The organism is Streptococcus sp. Marseille-P7376, from assembly GCF_902460385.1.
GTDB lineage: Bacteria > Bacillota > Bacilli > Lactobacillales > Streptococcaceae > Streptococcus > Streptococcus sinensis.
Window position 1 is genome coordinate 18,422 of the sequence record NZ_CABPTS010000009.1, and the last position, 21,968, is coordinate 40,389.

The following is a 21,968-nucleotide window of genomic DNA, read 5'->3' on the forward strand; positions in this document are numbered from 1 at the left end:
TTTTGTCTTTTCGTTAAAAAATGCTGTTTCGGGGATAAAAAACGACAGTTCAGGGCAACTTCTTAAAGATTTATCGTTGCATGCTATACTTAGTTTATCACATTATTGGAAAGGTTTTATTATGACAACGAACTATACCATTCGTCCTCTGACTTATAGCAACTTTACTCACCGTGAGTTTGAAAGTCTGATGATAGATTCTCATCAGATCATCACAAACTTTGCCAAGGCCAATAAGAATGAGGATATGTATGGCAAACACTTGGAGCCCTTTGCGAGCAAGCTAGAGCAGTTTCAAGAACAGCTGGCCAGCGTGGAAAAGAAACAAACCACGAGTCTGGCAGAGGTGGATAAGGAGCGAGATAGTGCTCTGGTTGGGCTCTTTACCCTGCATAGGGGATTTGCCAAGATAAAGGAAGCGAAGTTCAAGGAAGCGCATGAGACGTTGGCTCCAGTCCTGACTAAGTACAAGGATATCACTAAGCATAATAACGATGTCGCTACTGCTGAGATTAAGAGTCTCCTCAAAACTCTCAAGGAAGAGCCCTACAATGCGGCAGTAACTACGCTGGGACTCTCACCTGTGATTAGCGCAGTGACGACTGCCCAGGAAGACTATGATAAGGCCGAAGCCCTAGCGCGTACAGCCAAGTCCAGCAAAGAAGTCGGTAAGACCAAGCAGCTGCGCACAGAAATCGCCCGCACCTATGACCTCTTTATGCGCTATACCGCAGCCTCCGCAGAGGCCTATCCAGAGAAGAGCCACTTTGCCAAACTCCTCAAAGATCTCAACACCATCCGAGACAGCAAGCGCCGCCTAGCCAGCCCAAATAAGAAAACCAAACCGGAACAAGCACCGGAAGTAACAGGATAGACAATAATCCCTTAGAATTATATTCTAGGGGATTTTTGGTGATTTCGTGGTATAATTTTATTAAATAAAAGGAGTAGATATTTTTATGTCATGAGTGCATTCTTTGAATGTTTATTTGACTAAAATATAAAAAATCTATATTCCTTACTAAACTATCTGTTGAATAGCCGAGACGAAAGAAAGGATTTTTATGGTTAACACATCTATTAACTTAACGCAAATCCAATTTGAAGATTCAGATACTCCACTTTTTAAGGGAGAAGAATTAGAATTAGTTTCAAAGAATTTTATTTTTGCTAAAAATGGATCCGGAAAATCAACTTTGAGTAAAGCAATATTAGATCAAAAAAAATCAGAATTTGAAGTTTACGTTTTTAATGGCTTTGAGTCTTTGATAGGTGAAAATGACAATCTGGATGCTTTTTCTTTAGCAGTAGGAGCGGGTGAAAAAGAAGCAGAAATAAAGGAGTTAGAAGATGAAATTATTAAAAAGGAGCAGGAGTTATTTCTAATTCAAAATCAACTTGTTGAGAGAGGTGCAGGAGAGCAAGAGGCCACTTTATTTGATAAGTATTCCGAGAAAGAAAAATTATTTAACGAACAAGATAGGAAATTAGACAATTTTTATAAGAAATCTGCAAGAACTATTTCATTAAAAAATGAACCTATAATTGTAGATAATCCAAAATCTTATAATAAAAATATTTTCAAGTCGGAGATTGCTAATGCTAGTCGTTTAGAGGAAACTGAGATAAAACGATATAAGGATATATTGCAGAGTTCTCCAAGTGAAATCAACATTTTTTCAGTAAAAAATATTAGATTCGAAAAATATTTGACTGCTGTTAATGAAATAATTTCAAACAAAGTTATTGAGCGAGTCGTCATTGGTAGATTAAATAATCAAAGAAAAATAAACTTCGCCAAAGAAGGGTTGGAAATCCATAAGGATGAAACAACATGTTCGTTTTGTGGGAATAAGATTTCTGATGGGGTGCTGATGGAGTTGGAAAGTTATTTTTCGGCAGATGAGGTAAAGAATCTACAAAATCGAATTAAATCTGGGAAAGAACAAATTGCAAATTTATTAACGGAGATTACAGGAAATGTAAAGATTAAAACGGCAGAGTTTTTTCCAGATCTAATTGAAGAAGCCCAAAAAGAGAAGAATAAAATTGAAATAACCCTAGAAGAGCAGAAATCCTTTTTTGAAACTTTGCTTAATACTTTGGAACAGAAAGAAAGCAATCTATTTGTGGAGAGTGAAGAACTAGAATTACCTATGCCAAATAATGTGAATTATGGAGAACTAAACAAGATAATTGAAACTCACAATAAGAATGTTTTAGATATAAAAAATAAACAAAAAGAAGCTAGGGACTTAATTCGATATCATGAAATTAAGCTACTGCTTGAGGATTTTAAATATGATGTTGAAATTGAAAAATTAATTACTTGCGAGAAAGATAAAAAAGATTATCTTAATTCTTTAAATCGTAAAGAAGCTGAAAAGAAGAAGGTAGAGCAAGTTTTGCTTGAATATCAGAAGCGGATTGATAGATTAAAACCAAAAGCGGAAAGACAGGCTATAGAGAGAATTAATAGAAAACTTAGATTAAAAGTTTCTTGGGAATTAGATCATGTAGATAATGAAAATCTTGGTTATTATAGAATCAAAGAAGGTAATCGATACAGAAGTGTAAAAAAACTATCAACAGGTGAAAAAAATGTTATTGCATTTTTATACTTCATTGAGCGTTTGGAAGAGGTCAAAGAGTCTCGGCAGAATAATAAAATTATAGTCTTTGATGATCCAATGAGTTCAAATGATGATACAATGCAATATTTAATTATTTGGGAACTGCAGAGACTTTATCAAAGTAAAGATAGGAATAAATTTGATGTTAATAGAGACATCATGATAATTTTAACTCACAATGTCCATTTCTATTTAAATGTTCAACCTCATGGTAATTTCAAAGATGACCGAGGTAGAACAAAATATGATAAATTTAATTTCTATCGTATAGAGCACCGTGAATTCATTAAAATTACAAGTGAAAAAGAGGATTTTAAAACAAGCTATGATGCCTTGTGGATAGAATTGAAAGATTTGTATGAATGTGGTCACAAGTTATCAATGTTAAATACAATGAGACGAATAATTGAAACATTTATGAAATTTAATTCTTTTAGTCAAGATATATTTTATCAGGAAAATGAGCAATATTTGAAATTATTTAATGTAAATTCACATTCGATAGATGATTTATATGCGGTTCAGTTTACAGAGTCAAGAGAAGAAATGAGAAATCTTTTCTATCAAATTTTTAAAGATAACAAGTGTGACGCTCATTTTGAATATTATTGGAAATTTGATACTGATAATTAATTTTAGTGTAGGAGAGGGGAGAGCATGAAAATTGAAAAAAACAAAGCAAATAAAAGTGTTGTTAAGCCAGGGAAATGCATTGTCTGCGATAATCAAAAGAACTCTAAGTGATAATTCGGATGTAGTTGGAAAATATAATTCTTGTGTAGAGTATGCAAAAAGTTATAATAGATTAATCCCAAAATCATATGATGTACTGGATGATGCTGAAGATTTAGTTACTTATTCATTAGAAAATGTGAGTTCGTATAATATGACTTGGCCACAACAAAAAACACTAATGGAAAGTGTATTAACTAATTTAGAATTTTTGCTTTCTCACTTGAATAGTTCACTAGAATTTGTTGAGGACGAATTTAACAATCTGGAGAATTTTATAAGAATAAGATTACGTTCAGTTCTATTCAATATTCCCGAAAAAGAACTAGATGTTCAAAATGCTCTGGAGTCGCTTTTTATTGGAAAAGGTTGGTCAAAAGGAGTAGATTATGATAGAGAAACTGGGAAATTTAATTTTTCTGGCCGAGAATATATTCCTGATTTTATAATACCGAATCTGAAGCTGTGCATAGAAGTAAAATTGCTTAGAAAAGGGAAAAAATCTAAAATTATCGAAGAGATAAATGCAGATGTAACTGCCTACGGTAAGCGCTATTCTAAGCAAATATACGTTGTTTATGATTTAGGAGAAATCAGAGATGAAATCGAATTTCGTCGTGATATAGAGTTGGCAGATGACAACATTCGTGTATTGGTTATAAAACATTAATAAAAGGAAAATTATTTAAATATGGATAATCAAAATACTCCCAGAATTAGAATTGGAAGATTCAGTAATACATGGGGGAAAGAACAATTGGGAGAAATAGCACGCATTTTCCAAAGTGGTGGAACTCCCAGTACAAAAGAAGAAAAATACTGGAATGGAGACATACCTTGGATTCAGTCGTCTGATTTAGAAAAGGATAGCTTATTTGGAGTCGAACCTCAAAAATTTATTACAGAATTTGGCCTTCAGAATTCGTCAGCTAAACTAATTCCTGAAAATTCTATTGCAATTGTTACGAGAGTGGGTGTTGGGAAATTGGCTATAGTAGATCAAGATTATACAACAAGTCAAGATTTTTTATCCCTCTCTAATTTGAATGGAGATATTCATTTTCTGGTCTACAGTTTATATAGGATGCTCCAAAAAGAAAGTACACAATTACAAGGAACATCAATTAAAGGAATTACCAAAGAAGATTTGCTTTCTAAGAAAATAGGTGTTCCAGATATTCAAGAACAATCCGCCATCGGCTCCCTCTTTCACACTCTAGACGATTTGTTGGCTGCCTACAAGGACAATCTTGCCAACTATCAGGCTTTCAAGTCATCCATGCTGTCCAAGATGTTTCCAAAGGCTGGTCAGAAAGTTCCAGAGATTCGTTTGGCAGGGTTTGAGGGGGAGTGGGAGAAGTATTACCTGGGTGATATTTTTGAACAAGTATCAAATTATATAGAACCTTCTGTAGAGAACGAATTATGGAGTTTAACAGTTGAGAAGGGATTAACACCTAAAACAGAACGTTATAAAAGAGATTTTTTGGTAAAAAAGAATGATAAATTTAAAAAGGTTGATGTAAATGAGTTTGTTTATAATCCAATGAATCTTACATTAGGTGCTTTGGATTTAAACAATAATGAAGTTACTGTTTCAGTTTCTGGTTATTATGTTGTGATGAAAAACAGAGGTATAGAAAAATTTGATAATGATTTTTTAAAAATTCTATTGAAAACAATGTACGCAATTTATCAATATAAACAGTTTGCTACAGGAACTTTAATTGAAAAACAACGTGTACAGTTTCCAACTTTTTCGGAAATTCCATTTTATCTACCACCAATAGCTGAACAACAAGCCGTAGGCTCCTTTTTCTCCAATCTCGACACTCTTATCAGCTCTTATCAAGATAAGATTTCTCAGTTGGAAAACTTGAAGAAAAAACTCTTGCAGGATATGTTTATTTAAATTTTTATGATGGGGAGATTATCATGACATCTGTAACGCAACGGATTTCACAAATTAAACAACCTCGTGGCGGTTTTCTGCCGGCTAAGCTCTTTTCAGTGACAGAGCTTTCAGATGGGAAAGAATTGTCTACTCAAGAAAATATTGCACCTAGTTTAATTGGGCTTTGTGTTGATTATCTGAGTAGATTTATGAGTGGTTCAGCAAAGGAGCAGGCATTTGAGATTTCTTTGAAGGGTGCTAGCTTAGCTGGGGAAGAGCTTTGGGCTCAAAAGTTCCTCGGCAATATTACTGGTCTGGATGACAGTTCTATTTCCAATGCTTGCAAGCTAGTAGGCTTTGATGTGGTCTATCGCGCTGGTCTGAGCTTTTACAAGCCCATTGAGGAGATTGAGCCTGATCCTCAGACCCTTGCTAATATCCGTACTATGGTTAAAAGAAGTTTGGCTTTTTTTACGGACTATGGGCCGGTAGTGAAGGACGGTTTCACCTTGGAAGGTGCCTATACTAAGTTAATTACGATTGGAGATGGGGATTTTTTGACGGCAGACACTTTGTGGGATTTTAAAGTGTCAAAGGCTAAGCCAAAGAAAGAACATACCTTGCAGTTGCTGATTTATTACCTCATGGGTATTCGTTCCGTTTACCCTGAGTTTGCTAGTATCAAGCACCTAGGGCTTTACAATCCTAGACAGAATCTGGTTTACATATTAGCTATCTCAGATATTCCAAAGGAAACGATAGAAGTAGTCGAGCATAAAGTTATCGGTTACTGATAACCGCTCTGCCATTCCTCAAAACCTAACAACTAGAAAGAAACTTATGACACAAGAAACAACTCAAACTTCCCAAGGGCTTTATCAGGCTCTCTGGAACTCAGCGGATGTGCTCCGCTCTAAGATGGATGCCAATGACTACAAGTCTTACTTGCTAGGCATGGTCTTTTATAAGTACCTGTCTGATAAGCTGCTCTTTTTCGTGGCGGAGACCATGGGGGAGGAGACGGAGGACTTGGAGCAGGCGCTGGATATTTATCGTGGCTACTACGAGGATGAGGAGACCAAGGGCGACCTGATTGATGTCATCAAGCAGGAGCTGTCCTATGCCATGGAGCCAGATCTGACTTTTACAAGCTTGGTGCTGCAGGTCAATAGTGGCACCTTTCAGCTGGAGCATCTAGCACAAGGTTTTCGTAATATAGAGCAGAGCGATGAGCTCTTTGAAAATCTCTTCGAGGATATTGACCTCTATTCTAAAAAACTAGGGGCAACACCTCAGAAGCAAAATCAAACGGTCGCAGCGGTCATGAAGGAGCTGGCAGTCCTAGATGTAGCTGGTCATGCTGGTGATATGCTGGGCGATGCCTATGAGTATCTGATCGGTCAGTTTGCGACCGACTCGGGCAAGAAAGCCGGAGAGTTTTATACGCCTCAGCCGGTAGCCAAGCTCATGACTCAGATTGCTTTTCTGGGGCGTGAAGACCAGAAAGGTTTCACTCTCTATGACCCGACCATGGGCTCAGGCTCGCTGCTGCTAAATGCCAAGCGCTATTCTCATGAGGTAGGGACTGTCTCTTATTTCGGTCAGGAGCTCAATACAGCTACCTATAATCTTGCTCGGATGAATATGATTCTGCACGGCGTTCCGATTGAGAATCAATTTCTCCATAATGCCGATACCTTGGATGAGGATTGGCCGACTCAAGAGCCGACCAACTTTGATGGGGTGCTGATGAATCCGCCTTACTCGGCCAAGTGGTCAGCGGCAGATGGCTTCTTGCAGGATCCGCGCTTCTCTAGCTTCGGTGCTTTGGCGCCTAAGTCTAAGGCTGACTTTGCCTTTCTCCTGCATGGCTTTTACCACCTCAAGCAGGCTGGTGGTGTCATGGCCATTGTCCTGCCTCATGGTGTCCTCTTCCGGGGCAATGCCGAAGGAAAGATTCGTAAGGCTCTGCTAGAGGAAGGAGCTATTGATACGGTTATCGGGCTTCCTGCCAATATCTTCTTTAACACCAGCATTCCGACGACCGTCATTATTCTCAAGAAAGACCGAACTAGCCGCGATGTTTTCTTCATCGATGCTTCCAAGGAATTTGACAAGGGCAAGAACCAGAATATCATGACGGATGCCCATATTGACAAGATTCTCAAAGTCTATCAGGTTCGGGAAGATGTGGATAAGTTTGCTCATCTGGCCAGTTTTGAAGAAATTGTTGAGAATGAATACAATCTCAACATTCCCCGCTATGTAGATACTTTTGAGGAGGAAGAAGTTGTTCCGCTGACAGAGATTGTTGCCAATATCAATCGCACTAACAGCGAGATTGCCAGCAAAACAGCTGACCTAGTAGACATGCTGGGACAGCTCAGAGGTACAACGCCTGAAGCTGATGCAGAACTCAAAGCATTTCTTGAAGCCTTTAAGGGATAAGCACTTTCTGCACTGTCCAGTGGCTGGAACATCATGTGATTAGATGTTCCCAATTGCATATTATGCCCTCCTTTCTCATTTTCCTTTTCTTATGAGAGTGATTGAGGCCTCGTCTGTACGGGTGGTGCCGTTCCTTAGAGTGGTTTGTGAAGACGCTAGAAGTAAAAGAATGGGGTGTGAAGTATGAAAAATAACTACTTGAAGTCTTTGATTTTTCCCATTTCGATAGAAATGCTCTTTATCACAGGATGCTGCCTATCCAATCCCAAAGATCATATTTTTCTTAACTTTTTGTTTTATCTAGTCTTAGCCATTTATTTTTGTTGGAATAAGGATTTTTTCTTAAAAGAGTGGTGGAGTGCTCTAAGAAGTGGCCGCAGGTTTTGGAAACAGGTCCTCCTGACTACCCTCTTTCTTAGTCTAGCTTTTGTTTTTACCAACTTCTTGGAGAGTCTATTTCCTGATTTGGATAAGGGAATGATTCATTTAAGAGCGGACAGTTGGTTGAAACTTGTGTTATACGCAGCCTCTACCATTCTATTGCCACCCATTGTAGAAGAAATTTTCTACCGAAAACTCCTTATATCCTTTAAAAGCAAGAAAATTCTAATAGCAACAACAGTTCTGAGCATGTTTCTATTTGCCTTGGAACATGCTTTTGCCATTTGGGGCATCTTCTTATGCATGATCTGGGCCCTGCCTTTAAGCCTTTCCTATATTAGGACAAGAAATCTTTATGTTCCTATGACGGCTCATCTCATCTGTAATATGATTATAAATGGGCTAACGGTTATTGAAGTTTGTAACTTTTTACTCAGCTAGATGCTCATTATATTATGTTAGCGAAATTGATAAACCAGCTCTGGCTGATTTTTTGTTTGTCGATACGAGAAGAGGAGATGATTCAATTTTCAAACGAAATTGAAAGCTATCCTAGCATTCTATTAGGGCAGTTACAAGGTGAGCAGATTCTTATATTTAAGTATTTTAGAGGGTTAAAATCAACTTATTGCTTTGTTTCGTGAGTCTTTTTAGAATTTCTAAGAAAACTGTCACAAAGTTTAAGAAAAGACATGAGAGAATGTTTTTACAGTGTCCTACTACTTTCAACGGAATTTTTTACCAATCATCAGAAAAGCATTTTACAAAAGCAATCTTTTTTGTTACAATAATGCCTAGAAAGAATTCTCATTGTCTACTTTCTAGCGAGTCCGGGTTGGTGGGAGCCGGATAGGGAAGCAGTGCAGATGGCGCTTTCGGTTAGAATTTACAAATAGAATGAAGTAATAAATTAGGGTGGAACCGCGTCTTGACGCCCCTAGGTTGAAATAGCCTAGGTGTGTCTGATGTGGTTCTTTTGCTTGTTCAAACAGAACAGAGGACAGGTCCAGCGCTAGAAATGAAATAAACTAAAGGAGTAACAAATGTCTAAGAAGTTAACGTTTCAAGAAATTATCTTGACTTTACAGCAATTCTGGAATGACCAAGGCTGTATGCTCATGCAGGCTTATGATAATGAGAAGGGGGCGGGAACGATGAGTCCTTATACCTTCCTGCGGGCTATTGGGCCTGAACCATGGAATGCGGCCTATGTAGAGCCGTCTCGCCGGCCGGCAGATGGACGCTATGGGGAAAATCCGAACCGTCTTTACCAGCACCACCAATTTCAGGTGGTTATGAAGCCATCTCCAAGCAATATCCAAGAACTTTACTTGCAGTCTTTGGAGCTCTTGGGCATCGATCCGCTGGAGCACGATATTCGCTTTGTTGAGGATAACTGGGAAAATCCATCAACTGGCTCAGCTGGTCTGGGTTGGGAAGTATGGCTGGATGGGATGGAAATCACTCAGTTCACTTACTTCCAGCAGGTCGGAGGTCTGCCAACTCAGCCGGTGACTGCTGAGGTGACTTATGGTCTGGAGCGTCTGGCTTCTTATATCCAAGAAGTGGACTCAGTCTACGACATTGAGTGGGCTGATGGCGTTAAGTACGGCGAAATTTTCACGCATCCTGAGTATGAGCATTCTAAATACAGCTTTGAAGTCAGTGACCAAGACTTGCTCTTGGAGAATTTTGAGAAGTTTGAAGCGGAAGCTAAGCGCTGTCTGGACGAGCATCTGGTGCACCCAGCCTATGACTATGTTCTCAAATGCTCGCATACCTTTAACCTCTTGGATGCGCGTGGTGCTGTATCTGTGACTGAGCGGGCTGGCTATATCGCCCGTATTCGTAATCTAGCCCGTGTCGTGGCCAAGACCTTTGTGGCTGAGCGCAAGCGTCTGGGCTATCCGCTTTTGGATGTAGAGACGCGCGAGAAACTCTTGGCAGAGGAGGGAGAATAATCATGGTAAAAAATTTATTAGTTGAATTAGGCTTGGAGGAAATGCCGGCCTATGTCGTGACACCGAGCATGAAGCAGCTGCGCGACAAGATGGGAGCCTTCCTGACAGACCATCGTCTGACCTTTGAGAACATTGAAATGTTCTCTACACCTCGTCGTTTGGCGGTGCGCGTGGTTGGCTTGGCAGACAAGCAGTCCGATTTGACTGAGGATTTCAAAGGGCCTTCTAAGAAAATCGCTCTGGATGCTGATGGCAACTTTACTAAGGCGGCAGAAGGCTTTGTCCGTGGCAAGGGCTTAACGGTTGAGGACATTACTTTCCGAGAAATCAAGGGTGAAGAATACGTCTATGTGACCAAGGAAGAGGTCGGTCGCCCTGTAGAAGAGATTATCCCAGCAGTGACAGAGGTTCTGCAAGCTTTGAGTTTCCCTGTCAGCATGCACTGGGCCAACAACACCTTTGAATACATCCGCCCTGTCCACACCTTAACTGTACTCTTAGATGAGCGGGCCTTTGACTTGGATTTCTTGGACATCAAGAGCGGCCGTACTAGTCGTGGACATCGCTTTTTGGGGCAAGAAACAGAGATTGCTTCAGCGAATTCCTATGAAGATGATCTGCGGAATCAGTTTGTCATTGCCAATCCTCTTGAGCGGGAAAATATGATTGTCGAGCAGATTCGAGCACTTGAAGAGGAGCACGGGGTTTCTATCGAGATTGACGAAGACCTGCTCAATGAGGTCTTGAATCTGGTAGAATATCCAACTGCTTTCTTGGGTAATTTTGACGCCAAATATTTAGAGGTGCCTGAGGAAGTCTTGGTAACTTCCATGAAAGAGCACCAGCGTTACTTTGTTGTGCGTGATAGCCAAGGCAAACTGTTGCCGCACTTTATCTCTGTCCGCAACGGTAATGCAGAACATCTGGAAAATGTCATCAAGGGAAATAAGAAAGTCTTGGTGGCTCGTCTGGAAGACGGGGAATTCTTCTGGCGGGAAGACCAAAAACTAGCTATTGCCGACTTGGTTGAAAAGCTGAGCAATGTGACCTTCCACGAAAAGATTGGCTCTCTAGCAGAGCACATGGAGCGGACTGGCAAGATTGCGGCTCTCTTGGCGCAGGAAGCGGGACTGGATGCTGAGGAGACAGCCGACTTGGCTCGTGCAGCGGCTATTTATAAGTTTGACTTGCTGACTGGTATGGTTGGTGAGTTTGATGAGCTGCAAGGTATCATGGGCGAGAAGTATGCTCTTCTGGCTGGTGAGAATGCTGTGGTGGCAGCTGCCATTCGGGAGCACTATATGCCGACATCAGCCGATGGCGAATTGCCGGACACCAAGGTCGGTGCGGTCTTGGCTCTGTCTGATAAGCTGGATACGATTCTGTCCTTCTTCTCAGTTGGGCTGATTCCGAGCGGTTCCAATGACCCTTATGCTCTGCGCCGTGCGACTCAGGGTGTCGTGCGTATCTTGGACAAGTTTGGCTGGAACATTGACTTGGCTCAGCTTCTTGGTCGACTTTACGGTCTCAAGTTTGATAGTCTAAGTTATGACAATCAAGAGGCGGTGCTGGACTTCTTCCGTGCCCGTGTTGAGAAAATGATGGATCGCAGCATTCCGAAAGACATCGTGACAGCTGTTCTTCAAAGCACTCACTTTGTCGTACGCGATTTGGTAGAAACAGCTGCTCTTCTAGCAGAAAAAGCTCAGGAAGCTAGCTTCAAGTCAGCAGTGGAAAGCCTGTCTCGGGTCTTCAATCTTGCTGAGAAAGCCCAAGGGCAGACAGCTGTCAATCCAGCTCTCTTTGACAATCAAGAGGAAAAAGACTTGGCTGCGGCCATTGAAGCAGTAGAGCTGACATCTGACTTAGCTACCAATCTGGACCAACTCTTTGCACTCAGTCCAGTTATTGACGCTTTCTTTGACCATACCATGGTTATGGCTGATGATGAGGCTGTGCGTAACAATCGCCTAGCTCTCCTCGCATCTCTGACAGCAAAGGCTGGACAGCTTGCCCAGTTTAATCAGATTAATACCAAATAAAAGGTAAGAGAGAGGTAGAATCATGGATCCTAAAAAAATTGCCCGTATTAATGAACTGGCTAAAAAGAAAAAAACAGTTGGTCTGACTGGTGAAGAAAAGGTAGAGCAGGCCAAGCTTCGTGAAGAGTATATCGAAGGCTACCGTCTCTCTGTTCGCCATCACATCGAAGGCATCAAGATTGTCGACGAGGCTGGCAATGATATCACGCCTGAAAAGCTGCGTCAAATCCAGCGTGAGAAAGGTCTTCACGGCCGCAGTCTGGATGATCCAGAATCATAAGAGAAAAGACCGAAAGTCATTAAAAGCAAGGCTTAGAACCGCGTTTAAAACGCTGATTCTAGGCCTTTTGTAATAGTTACTCGGCATGCAACACTGCGAAAATGAGTGCTTGCTTAGTAGTTTGTCACTGCCATCCGTTCATTTTTTGTAAAAGATACGATAACAACAGTCAGTTTTTCTCGTTTTACGACCGCAGACTTTTTCATACCTTTGTCATGTTCAATTCTCTTTTTATGATTTTTTGGGTCTGAGTGTGGTATAATAGATAAGATATGACAAAAGAATTTCATCACATTACTGTACTTCTTCACGAAACGATTGACCAGCTTGCTGTTCAGCCAGATGGCATCTATGTTGATGCGACTTTGGGCGGAGCTGGTCACAGCGAGTATCTCTTGAGCAAGCTGGGGGAAAAGGGGCATTTGTATGCTTTTGACCAAGATCAGGCTGCGATTGACAATGCCAAAAAACGTCTGGCTCCCTACATTGAGCGGGGAATGGTGACCTTTATCAAGGATAATTTCCGCAATCTCAAGACTCGTCTGAATGAAGCAGGAGTTGAGAAAATCGATGGGATTTGTTACGACTTGGGTGTATCTAGTCCGCAGCTGGATGAGCGGGAGCGCGGTTTTTCTTATAAGCAGGATGCGCCTTTGGATATGCGGATGAATCAAGATGCTGCTTTGACAGCTTACCAAGTTGTGAATCAATATGCTTATCATGATTTGGTTCGTATTTTTTTCAAATATGGCGAAGATAAGTTTTCGAAGCAGATTGCTCGTAAGATTGAGCAGGCGAGGAGCATCAAGCCCATCGAAACGACGACAGAGCTGGCTGAGATTATCAAATCAGCCAAACCTGCTAAGGAACTGAAGAAAAAAGGTCATCCGGCCAAGCAGATTTTTCAGGCCATTCGGATTGAGGTCAATGATGAGCTGGGAGCGGCTGATGAGTCGATTCAGCAGGCCATTGACTTGTTGGCTATAGGTGGTCGCATTTCAGTGATTACCTTTCATTCGCTGGAAGATCGTCTGACCAAACAGCTTTTTAAAGAAGCCTCAACCGTAGATGTTCCAAAAGGTCTGCCTTTCATACCAGATGATTTGCAGCCCAAGCTAGAACTGGTAAGCCGCAAGCCGATTTTACCAAGCAAAGAAGAATTAGAAGCCAACAATCGCGCTCATTCTGCTAAGCTGCGCGTGGCTAGGAAGGTACATGAGTAAGTTTCATGGCAGATAAAAAAAATCATTCTATTCAAAATCGTATTCGAAAATTTTCTCGAGTTGAAAAAGCCTTCTATGGTTCCATTATTTTAACAGCGATTATCCTTGCGGTTAGTATCGTTTTTATGCAGACAAAGCTGCTGCAGGTTGACCGTGATTTGACTGAAGTCAATGCTAATATTGAGTCGGAGCAGGCTGAGCTTGATGATATCAAGCAGGAGGTCAATGAATTGACACGCTATGAAAGACTTTCCCAGCTGGCTAGTTCTCAGGATATGAAGCTCCAAAAGGGAAATCGTAAAACAGTGAGCACAACGAATGAAGAATAAAATGTTAACTACTATAAAGAAATATGCATTGAAAAATCGGCGTACTGCCCAGTACAATCGACGACGGGTAGGAAAAAGCATGAGTGTGTTGGCGATTTTTCTCTTTTTCATCTTTTTGATTAATTTTGCTATTATTATCGGAACGGATCAAAAATTTGGCGTTGATTTGTCGGAGGGAGCACAGATTGTTCACCAAAAAACAGTAGTTGTTGCGGCCAAGCGGGGAACTATTTATGATCGAAATGGTGTTCCGATTGCGGAAGATGCAACGACCTATAATGTTTATGCTGTCATCGATAAAGCGTATAAGTCGGCTGCGGGGAAAATCCTTTATGTAGAAGAGTCGCAGTATGATAAGGTTGCTGACATTTTTAATAAATATCTGGAAATGGATAAGGACTATGTCAAGCAGCAGCTTTCTCAAAAAAACTTAAAGCAGGTTTCTTTCGGTTCCCAAGGTAATGGTGTTACCTATAGCACTATGAGTGCGATTCGGGAGGATCTGAAAGCTGCTGGGGTTGAGGGGGTGGACTTTACGACAAGCCCTAATCGAAGCTACAGCAATGGCGTTTTTGCATCCCAATTTATCGGGCAGGCACAGTTGCAGGAAGACAAAGAGGGTAATAAAACCCTTGCAGGAACCTCGGGACTGGAGCAGTCGCTCAATCGGATTTTGGCGGGGCAAAATGGCCTCGTCACCTATGAAAAAGACCGCAATGGAAATATTGTCCCAGGATCTGAGCAGGTTTCCGTTAAAACAGAAGATGGAAAAGATGTCTACACCACACTTTCTGCCCAGTTGCAGACATACTTGGAAACGCGGATGGATGCTTTTCAGGAGACTGCAAAAGGAAAATATGTCAGTGCAACCTTGGTCAGTGCGAAAACAGGTGAGATTTTGGCCACGACCCAGCGTCCGACTTACAATGCCGATACCAAGGAAGGTTTGAACGCAGAGCATTTAAAAACCTGGAATAGTTTCCTTTATCAGACGCAGTACGAGCCGGGTTCGACGATGAAGGTGATGACTCTGGCTTCGGCGATTGATAATGGCACTTTTAATCCTAATGGTACTTATGACAACACGGAATATAAGATTGCGGATGCAACCATTCGTGACTGGGATGTAAACTCAGGCCTATCAACAGGGCAAGTCCTGACCTATGCCCAAGGTTTTATTTTCTCTAGTAATATCGGTATGACGCGCATTGAGCAAGCCATGGGAAATGAGAAGTGGCTGGATTATCTGTCGAAATTCAAATTTGGCTTACCGACCCGTTTCGGTATGGGCTATGAGGAATATGGCGCCCTGCCTGATGATAATGCTGTAACCATTGCTATGAGTGCTTTCGGTCAGGGGATTGGGGTGACTCAGGTTCAGATGCTGCGCGCCTTTTCAGCTATTTCAAATAATGGTGTGATGCTGGAGCCAAAATTTATCTCAGCTATCTATGATTCTAAAACAGACAGTGCCCGTAAATCTCAGCCAGAAATCGTTGGAAATCCAGTCTCAGAGAAAGCTGCGAAAACGACTCGGGATTATATGATCCAGGTCGGAACAGTTCCTTATTATGGAACACTGAATATCGGTGGCGAACCAGTCATCAAGGTTTCTGGGCAGAATGTTGCTGTTAAATCAGGAACGGCTCAGATTGCATCGGAAAAGGGGTACTTGGAAGGGGAGAATGATTATATTCACTCCGTTGTAGCCATGACGCCAGCCGAAGATCCAGATTTCATCATGTATATTACTGTTCAGCAGCCAGAAGTCAAATTTTCGCCTATTTTCTGGCAGGAAGTTGTCAACCCTGTTTTAGAGGAAGCCGTAGCTCTTAAAGACAGTTTGAATCTGGCTGGCGATAGCCCTGCTTTGGAATTAGTTGACAAAGAAACGACCTACAAAATGCCGTCTATCGATGGTTTGACCAAGCAACTGAAGCTGAAAAACCAAATTAGCCCAGGAGGCTTGGCTGACGAACTGCGCCGTAATCTGGTGCAGCCGATCATTTTAGGGACAGGCAGTGACATCAAAAAGGTGTCTGTAAAAGAAGGAAAAAAACTAAAGGCTAATCAACAGATTTTAATTTTAACTGACAAATTTGAAGATTTGCCGGATATGTATGGCTGGACCAAGGAGAATGCTGAGCAATTTGCCGAATGGCAGGGGCTTGAAATCACTTTTAAAGGTGAAGGCTCAAAAGTTGTCAAGCAGAGCGAGAAAGTCAATACAGCACTGAAAGATTTGAAAAAAATTACAATTACACTGGGAGACTAGCATGTTAACAGCAATTATTGCAGGAATTCTAACCTTTATCCTAACGATTGTGGGGATTCCTGCCTTTATCCGTTTTTATCACAAGGCGCGTATATCAGGGCAACAGATGCATGAGGATGTCAAACAGCATCAGGCTAAGGCTGGAACGCCGACGATGGGGGGAACCGTTTTTCTGGTCGCTTCGGTTTTAGCTAGTTTTGTGACAGCTTTGGTTGGTCATCAGCTGTCCAACAGCTTGATTATGATTCTTTTTATCTTGGTCCTCTATGGAATCGTTGGCTTTTTGGACGATTTCCTCAAAGTCTTCCGTAAAATCAATGAGGGGCTCAATCCCAAACAGAAACTATTTCTGCAGTTGGTTGGCGGAGTCGTCTTTTACTTCTTTTACAATCAGCATGGAGCAGGCGACTTCCTCAATGTTTTTACTATTCCAGTGCATCTGGGCTTCCTCTATATCTTTTTCGTCCTCTTTTGGCTGGTTGGCTTTTCCAATGCTGTGAATTTGACCGATGGAATTGACGGTTTGGCCAGTATCTCCGTTGCGATTAGCTTGGTAGCCTATGGAGTGATTGCTGTGGAGCAAAAGCGTTTTGACATTTTGATTGTCATCATCAGTATGATTGGCGGCTTGCTGGGCTTCTTTACCTTTAATCATAAGCCAGCCAAGATCTTTATGGGAGATGTGGGGAGTTTGGCTCTGGGCGGTATGCTAGCCGCAATCTCGATTGCTCTGCACCAAGAGTGGACCTTGCTTCTTATCGGCATCGTCTATGTTTTTGAGACAACTTCTGTCATGATGCAAGTGACTTATTTCAAGTTGACTGGCGGCAAGCGGATTTTCCGTATGACCCCGGTCCATCACCATTTTGAGTTGGGCGGCTTTTCTGGTCATGGGCAACCTTGGAGCGAATGGAAGGTTGACTTCTTCTTCTGGGGAGTAGGCCTCTTAGGTAGCTTGCTAACTTTGGCAATTCTATATTTGTGATGTGAAGGTGGGCGCAAGCCCGCCTTTTCTCGTCCTGAGCTGAGCAGAAAAGATATTTTTTTGGTATAATGGATAAGATTAAGAGTGAACAGAGGAAAAAATGAAATTTACAGAATTTAACTTTAAAGATTATATTCAGGAAGCCCTCAAGGACCTGAACTTTGTGGAGGCGACGGAGGTTCAGGAAAAGCTGATTCCCGTGGTTTTATCTGGCCGAGACTTGGTCGGGGAGTCCAAGACAGGATCAGGCAAGACGCATACCTTTTTGCTGCCTATCTTCCAAGAACTAGATGAGGAGGCTGACAGTGTCCAAGCGGTGATTACAGCACCCAGCCGAGAATTAGCAACCCAGATCTATCAGGCAGCACGTCAGCTGGCTAGCTTTTCGGAGCAAGAAATTCGAATTGCCAACTATGTCGGCGGGACTGATAAGGTTCGCCAAATCGGCAAATTAGAGTCTAGCCAGCCCCATATCGTCATTGGAACGCCGGGGCGGATTTATGACTTAGTTGAGTCAGGTGATTTGGCTATCCACAAGGCTCATATCTTTGTCGTGGACGAGGCCGACATGACGTTGGACATGGGCTTTTTGGAGACGGTAGACCGGATTGCAGCTCGTCTGCCCAAAGAATTGCAGTTTCTGGTTTTTTCGGCTACCATTCCGCAGAAGCTCCAGCCTTTCTTGAAAAAATACCTGTCTAGTCCAGTCATGGAGCAGATTAAGACCAAGACAGTGATCGCCGATACCATTGATAATTGGCTCCTGTCAACCAAGGGGCGGGATAAGAATGCCCAGATTTATGAGATTAGTCAGATCCTCCAGCCTTATTTGGCGATGATTTTTGTCAATACCAAGACTCGGGCGGATGAATTGCAGGCCTATCTGACTGCGCAAGGGCTAAAAGTGGCTAAGATTCACGGTGACATCCCGCCGCGGGAGCGCAAGCGTATCATGAATCAGGTCAAGAATCTGGATTTTGAATACATCGTAGCGACGGACTTGGCGGCTCGGGGGATTGACATCGAGGGTGTCAGCCATGTCATCAATGATGCCATTCCGCAGGATTTATCTTTCTTTGTCCATCGGGTTGGCCGGACGGGACGAAATGGTCTTCTCGGCACAGCCATTACCCTCTATCAACCGAGTGATGATTCGGATATTCGAGAGCTGGAAAAGATGGGTATCAAGTTTACTCCTAAGATGATAAAAAATGGTGAATTTCAAGATACCTATGATCGGGATCGCCGGGCTAATCGGGAGAAGACTAGGGAGAAGCTGGACACAGAAATGATTGGTCTGGTCAAGAAGAAAAAGAAAAAAATCAAACCAGGCTATAAGAAGAAAATCCAATGGGCGGTTAATGAAAAGCGCCGCAAGACCAAGCGAGCTGAGAACCGCGCACGTGGTCGAGCAGAACGCAAGGCTAAGCGCCAGACTTTTTAGTCATAAATTCTTTCTATGGCGGATATAGAAAAATTATATTTTAAAGACCAGTGAAACTATGATAGACTAGGATTACTGGTCTATTTTATTGCAATTTTCCAGCTATCTACCAGAGGTTCAGAGATTGGCTATTTCCTGATGCTAAATAGTTTGCATCTGACTAAAATTATGATAGAATAATCCATTATCGAGAAAGGGAAGTAACTATAATGTTTACAACTTATATCCTAACTGCGAACTGGTATGCAGAGTTGCTGCAGCTCCTACCAGATGGCAAATTATTTAGTTTACGGGCTGTTTTTGATGCCATTCCAGCAATTCTGAAAAATTTGCCCATTACACTTTTATTAACGCTTGGTGGCGCACTTTTTGGTATCATCTTGGCTATGATTTTCGCAGTGGTCAAGATTAACCGTACGCGGATTCTTTATCCCATTCAGGCACTTTTTGTTAGTTTTCTCCGTGGGACGCCCCTTCTGGTTCAGCTCATGCTGACCTATTTCGGGATTCCGCTCTTGCTGAAAGCCATCAATCAAAAATATGGCACGGCTTTTAATATCAATGCCATCCCTGCCTCAGTCTTTGCGATTATCGCCTTTGCCTTTAATGAAGCGGCCTACGCCAGTGAGACGATTCGGGCAGCTATTCTTTCGGTGGACGCAGGTGAGATTGAAGCGGCTCGGAGTCTGGGAATGACCAACCGTCAAGTCTATTTGCGGATCATCATTCCAAATGCAGCAGTTGTGGCAACGCCGACTCTGATTAACTCTCTCATCGGCTTGACCAAGGGGACTTCTCTGGCCTTTAGTGCGGGTGTCGTGGAAGTCTTTGCCAAGGCTCAGGCTATCGGTGGCTCGGATTATCGTTATTTTGAGCGCTTCATTTCCGTTTCGATTATTTACTGGATTATCAATATCGTGATTGAGCAAATCGGTCGTGTGATTGAAAAGGCTATGGATATCAAGGCGCCAGCCAATCTGGAAAAAATGGAGCAAGCGCAAGGAGGTAGGATTTAATGATTAAAATTTCCCAGTTAAGTAAGGAATTTTCTGGACAAAAGGTTTTGGATAACCTGAGTTTGGAAATTCAAAAAGGCGAAGTTATTGCTCTAATAGGCTCCTCAGGTGCTGGTAAATCAACCTTCCTGCGCAGTCTCAACTATTTGGAGCAACCAGGTAGCGGAAGGATTGAAATTGATAACTTCAAGGTGGATTTTTCAACCATTTCACCAGATGAGATTTTGACTCTGCGTCGAAAATTGGCCATGGTTTTCCAGCAGTTCAATTTATTTTCCCGTCGGACAGCTCTGGAAAATGTCAAGGAAGGTCTGCTGGTAGTCAAGAACTTGTCTGATCAAGAAGCAACTAAAATTGCCAAGGAAGAGTTGGCAAAAGTTGGCTTGTCTGACCGTGAGAATCATTATCCCAAGCATTTATCAGGCGGTCAAAAACAGAGGGTGGCTTTGGCGCGGGCCTTGGCCATGAAGCCAGATGTTCTGTTGTTGGATGAGCCTACCTCAGCCCTTGACCCAGAGTTAGTCGGTGAGGTAGAGAAATCCATTGCCGACGCTGCTAAAGCAGGACAAACTATGATCCTGGTCAGCCATGATATATCTTTTGTTTCCCAGGTAGCAGATCGAGTGCTTTTTCTGGATAAGGGGCATATTATCGAGTCCGGCAGTCCAGAGGAGATTATCAATCATCCCAAGGAAGTTAGAACCAAAGAATTCTTTGCTAGTTACAAACGGACTTATATTTGATATAATGGAAAAAGTGAAAGCTCAGTTGGCTAGACCAGCTGGGTTTGTTTTCGACCAGAGTCTTTTTAAAGGCTACTAAGAATGCAATTGATGATTGAGGAGTTGACATGTTAAATCAGATTTTTTCTCTCTATATCGAAAGTCTTATTTATACCACTATCGCTGTAGGAATTGTTGATGGCTTGTGGATCGGCCTGCGTATGATTCGTCGCAAGGATAAGACTGCTAAAGAGCGTCAAAGTCATCTTTACGATGTTCTCTTGATTGCGATTATGACGATTCCGGTTTTGTCTTTTGCAGTTTTAGGTCTGCTGATTGTTTTCAAAGCTTAATTGCTTGTAAAAAATCAGGAGCTTTGTTAGACTAATCATAGTTACAACAAAGAGAAAGGAAAAACGATGTACGATACAATGATTATTGGGGCTGGTCCTGCGGGAATGACAGCAGCCCTCTATGCAGCTAGAAGTAATCTTAAAGTGGCCCTGCTTGAACGCGGTATTTACGGCGGTCAGATGAATAATACAGCAGAGATTGAAAATTATCCTGGTTATGCCCATATCAGCGGACCAGAGCTGGCTGAGAAAATGTTTGAACCTTTAGAAAATCTAGGTGTTGAACACCTCTTTGGTCAGGTTGAAAAGATTGAAGATCAGGGTGAATATAAAAGAATCATCACAGAGGATGAAGTATTTGAAACCAAGACAGTGATTCTGGCTTCTGGAGCCAATCACCGTCATTTAGGAGTCCCTGGAGAGGAAGAATACAACAGTCGCGGCGTTTCCTATTGTGCGGTCTGCGACGGTGCCTTTTTCCGTGATGAGAATCTCTTAGTGGTTGGAGGTGGCGATTCTGCCGTTGAGGAGGCGATTTTCCTCACACGCTTCGCAAAATCTGTGACGATTGTTCACCGCCGTGACCAATTGCGGGCGCAAAAGCTCTTGCAGGAGCGAGCCTTTGCCAATGAAAAAATCAGCTTTATCTGGGATTCAGTTGTAAAAGAAATCAAAGGGGATAACCGTAAGGTAACCAGTGTAGTTTTTGAAAATGTTAAAACGGGACAAAGCAGTGAGGCAGATTTTGGCGGCGTCTTTGTTTATGTCGGCTTAGATCCAGTTAGCGATTTTGTCAAAGATCTAGGAATCTGCGATGAAGCTGGCTGGATTGTCACAGATCAGCATATGAAAACAGCTCTTGACGGCATCTATGCCATTGGTGATGTCCGTCAGAAAGACCTGCGTCAAATTACCACAGCCGTTGGGGATGGAGCAGTAGCAGGCCAAGAAGTTTATAAGTATATTACAGAGCATTAAAAAGCAGATGAGGCTGGGACAAAAGTCCGACCTCAAATATAAAAAGCGAACAAAACTAGTTTTCTGGTAATCAGAATTCTGCTTTGTTCGCTTTTTGCATTTAATTATAGATTTGAAGGGCTTAATAATTAAGATTTTTAAAAATTGAAATCTTTTTGTCTCAGCCTCATTTTTATATTTTTTTACGAATGAAATAATAGGGACAATTTTTGAATAGAGGCTGATAAAAATGATACGAAACTATCATATTATGTTACAATAAAAATAGGAAT

19 protein-coding genes are annotated in these 21,968 nt (G+C 41.9%); all 19 read left to right on the top strand.

All coding sequences use genetic code 11. From position 1 onward, the window contains the following. Positions 1-121 precede the first annotated feature (121 nt). The 19 genes from FZ952_RS06035 (at position 122) to trxB (ending at position 21,696) form a co-directional block, all read left to right on the top strand. Positions 122-874, top strand: a complete 753-nt coding sequence (locus FZ952_RS06035) for a DUF6261 family protein (RefSeq protein ID WP_187423877.1) — start codon at positions 122-124, stop codon at positions 872-874. A gap of 190 nt (positions 875-1,064) precedes the next feature. Beyond that, complete coding sequence (locus FZ952_RS06040; RefSeq protein ID WP_148880988.1) at positions 1,065-3,266, top strand: AAA family ATPase; 2,202 nt, start codon at positions 1,065-1,067, stop codon at positions 3,264-3,266. Positions 3,267-3,297: 31 nt separating this feature from the next. After that, the gene (locus FZ952_RS06045; protein ID WP_148880989.1) at positions 3,298-4,035 is read left to right on the top strand and encodes a hypothetical protein; all 738 of its coding nucleotides are present in this window, start codon (positions 3,298-3,300) and stop codon (positions 4,033-4,035) included. A gap of 21 nt (positions 4,036-4,056) precedes the next feature. Further along, positions 4,057-5,277 carry a restriction endonuclease subunit S gene (locus FZ952_RS06050; protein ID WP_148880990.1) on the top strand — a complete coding sequence of 407 codons (1,221 nt, stop codon included), beginning with the start codon at positions 4,057-4,059 and terminating at the stop codon, positions 5,275-5,277. A 23-nt stretch (positions 5,278-5,300) separates the two neighbouring features. Continuing rightward, positions 5,301-6,053 carry a hypothetical protein gene (locus FZ952_RS06055; RefSeq protein ID WP_148880991.1) on the top strand — a complete coding sequence of 251 codons (753 nt, stop codon included), beginning with the start codon at positions 5,301-5,303 and terminating at the stop codon, positions 6,051-6,053. Positions 6,054-6,099: 46 nt separating this feature from the next. After that, positions 6,100-7,707 (top strand): type I restriction-modification system subunit M, encoded by a 1,608-nt coding sequence (locus FZ952_RS06060; protein WP_148880992.1) that lies wholly within the window; start codon positions 6,100-6,102, stop codon positions 7,705-7,707. 477 nt (positions 7,708-8,184) lie between these two features. Continuing rightward, the gene (locus FZ952_RS11785; protein WP_262366338.1) at positions 8,185-8,529 is read left to right on the top strand and encodes a CPBP family intramembrane glutamic endopeptidase; all 345 of its coding nucleotides are present in this window, start codon (positions 8,185-8,187) and stop codon (positions 8,527-8,529) included. Positions 8,530-9,131: 602 nt separating this feature from the next. Beyond that, the gene (gene glyQ / locus FZ952_RS06070; RefSeq protein WP_148880994.1) at positions 9,132-10,049 is read left to right on the top strand and encodes a glycine--tRNA ligase subunit alpha; all 918 of its coding nucleotides are present in this window, start codon (positions 9,132-9,134) and stop codon (positions 10,047-10,049) included. A gap of 2 nt (positions 10,050-10,051) precedes the next feature. Next, positions 10,052-12,091 carry a glycine--tRNA ligase subunit beta gene (glyS, locus tag FZ952_RS06075; RefSeq protein WP_148880995.1) on the top strand — a complete coding sequence of 680 codons (2,040 nt, stop codon included), beginning with the start codon at positions 10,052-10,054 and terminating at the stop codon, positions 12,089-12,091. 22 nt (positions 12,092-12,113) lie between these two features. After that, the gene (locus FZ952_RS06080) at positions 12,114-12,371 is read left to right on the top strand and encodes a DUF896 family protein (RefSeq protein WP_148880996.1); all 258 of its coding nucleotides are present in this window, start codon (positions 12,114-12,116) and stop codon (positions 12,369-12,371) included. A 272-nt stretch (positions 12,372-12,643) separates the two neighbouring features. Further along, positions 12,644-13,594, top strand: a complete 951-nt coding sequence (gene rsmH / locus FZ952_RS06085; RefSeq protein WP_062201870.1) for a 16S rRNA (cytosine(1402)-N(4))-methyltransferase RsmH — start codon at positions 12,644-12,646, stop codon at positions 13,592-13,594. 5 nt (positions 13,595-13,599) lie between these two features. Then, a complete protein-coding gene (gene ftsL / locus FZ952_RS06090) occupies positions 13,600-13,923 on the top strand; it encodes a cell division protein FtsL (protein WP_037615236.1) in 324 nt (107 codons plus the stop codon). Next, on the top strand, positions 13,913-16,198 hold the full coding sequence (gene pbp2X, locus FZ952_RS06095) for a penicillin-binding protein PBP2X (RefSeq protein ID WP_148880997.1): 2,286 nt from the start codon (positions 13,913-13,915) through the stop codon (positions 16,196-16,198). Before ftsL ends, pbp2X begins: the two co-directional genes overlap by 11 nt. Position 16,199: 1 nt before the next feature. Further along, positions 16,200-17,183 (top strand): phospho-N-acetylmuramoyl-pentapeptide-transferase, encoded by a 984-nt coding sequence (gene mraY / locus FZ952_RS06100; RefSeq protein ID WP_148880998.1) that lies wholly within the window; start codon positions 16,200-16,202, stop codon positions 17,181-17,183. A 100-nt stretch (positions 17,184-17,283) separates the two neighbouring features. Further along, on the top strand, positions 17,284-18,627 hold the full coding sequence (locus FZ952_RS06105; RefSeq protein ID WP_148880999.1) for a DEAD/DEAH box helicase: 1,344 nt from the start codon (positions 17,284-17,286) through the stop codon (positions 18,625-18,627). A gap of 209 nt (positions 18,628-18,836) precedes the next feature. Further along, entirely contained in the window at positions 18,837-19,643 is an 807-nt protein-coding gene (locus FZ952_RS06110; RefSeq protein ID WP_148881000.1) for an amino acid ABC transporter permease, read from the top strand. Further along, a complete protein-coding gene (locus FZ952_RS06115; protein ID WP_148881001.1) occupies positions 19,643-20,386 on the top strand; it encodes an amino acid ABC transporter ATP-binding protein in 744 nt (247 codons plus the stop codon). Before FZ952_RS06110 ends, FZ952_RS06115 begins: the two co-directional genes overlap by 1 nt. Before the next feature lie 107 nt (positions 20,387-20,493). Then, positions 20,494-20,718 carry a DUF4059 family protein gene (locus tag FZ952_RS06120; RefSeq protein ID WP_037615226.1) on the top strand — a complete coding sequence of 75 codons (225 nt, stop codon included), beginning with the start codon at positions 20,494-20,496 and terminating at the stop codon, positions 20,716-20,718. Between the two features lie 66 nt (positions 20,719-20,784). Further along, a complete protein-coding gene (gene trxB, locus FZ952_RS06125) occupies positions 20,785-21,696 on the top strand; it encodes a thioredoxin-disulfide reductase (RefSeq protein ID WP_148881002.1) in 912 nt (303 codons plus the stop codon). Positions 21,697-21,968: the final 272 nt, after the last annotated feature.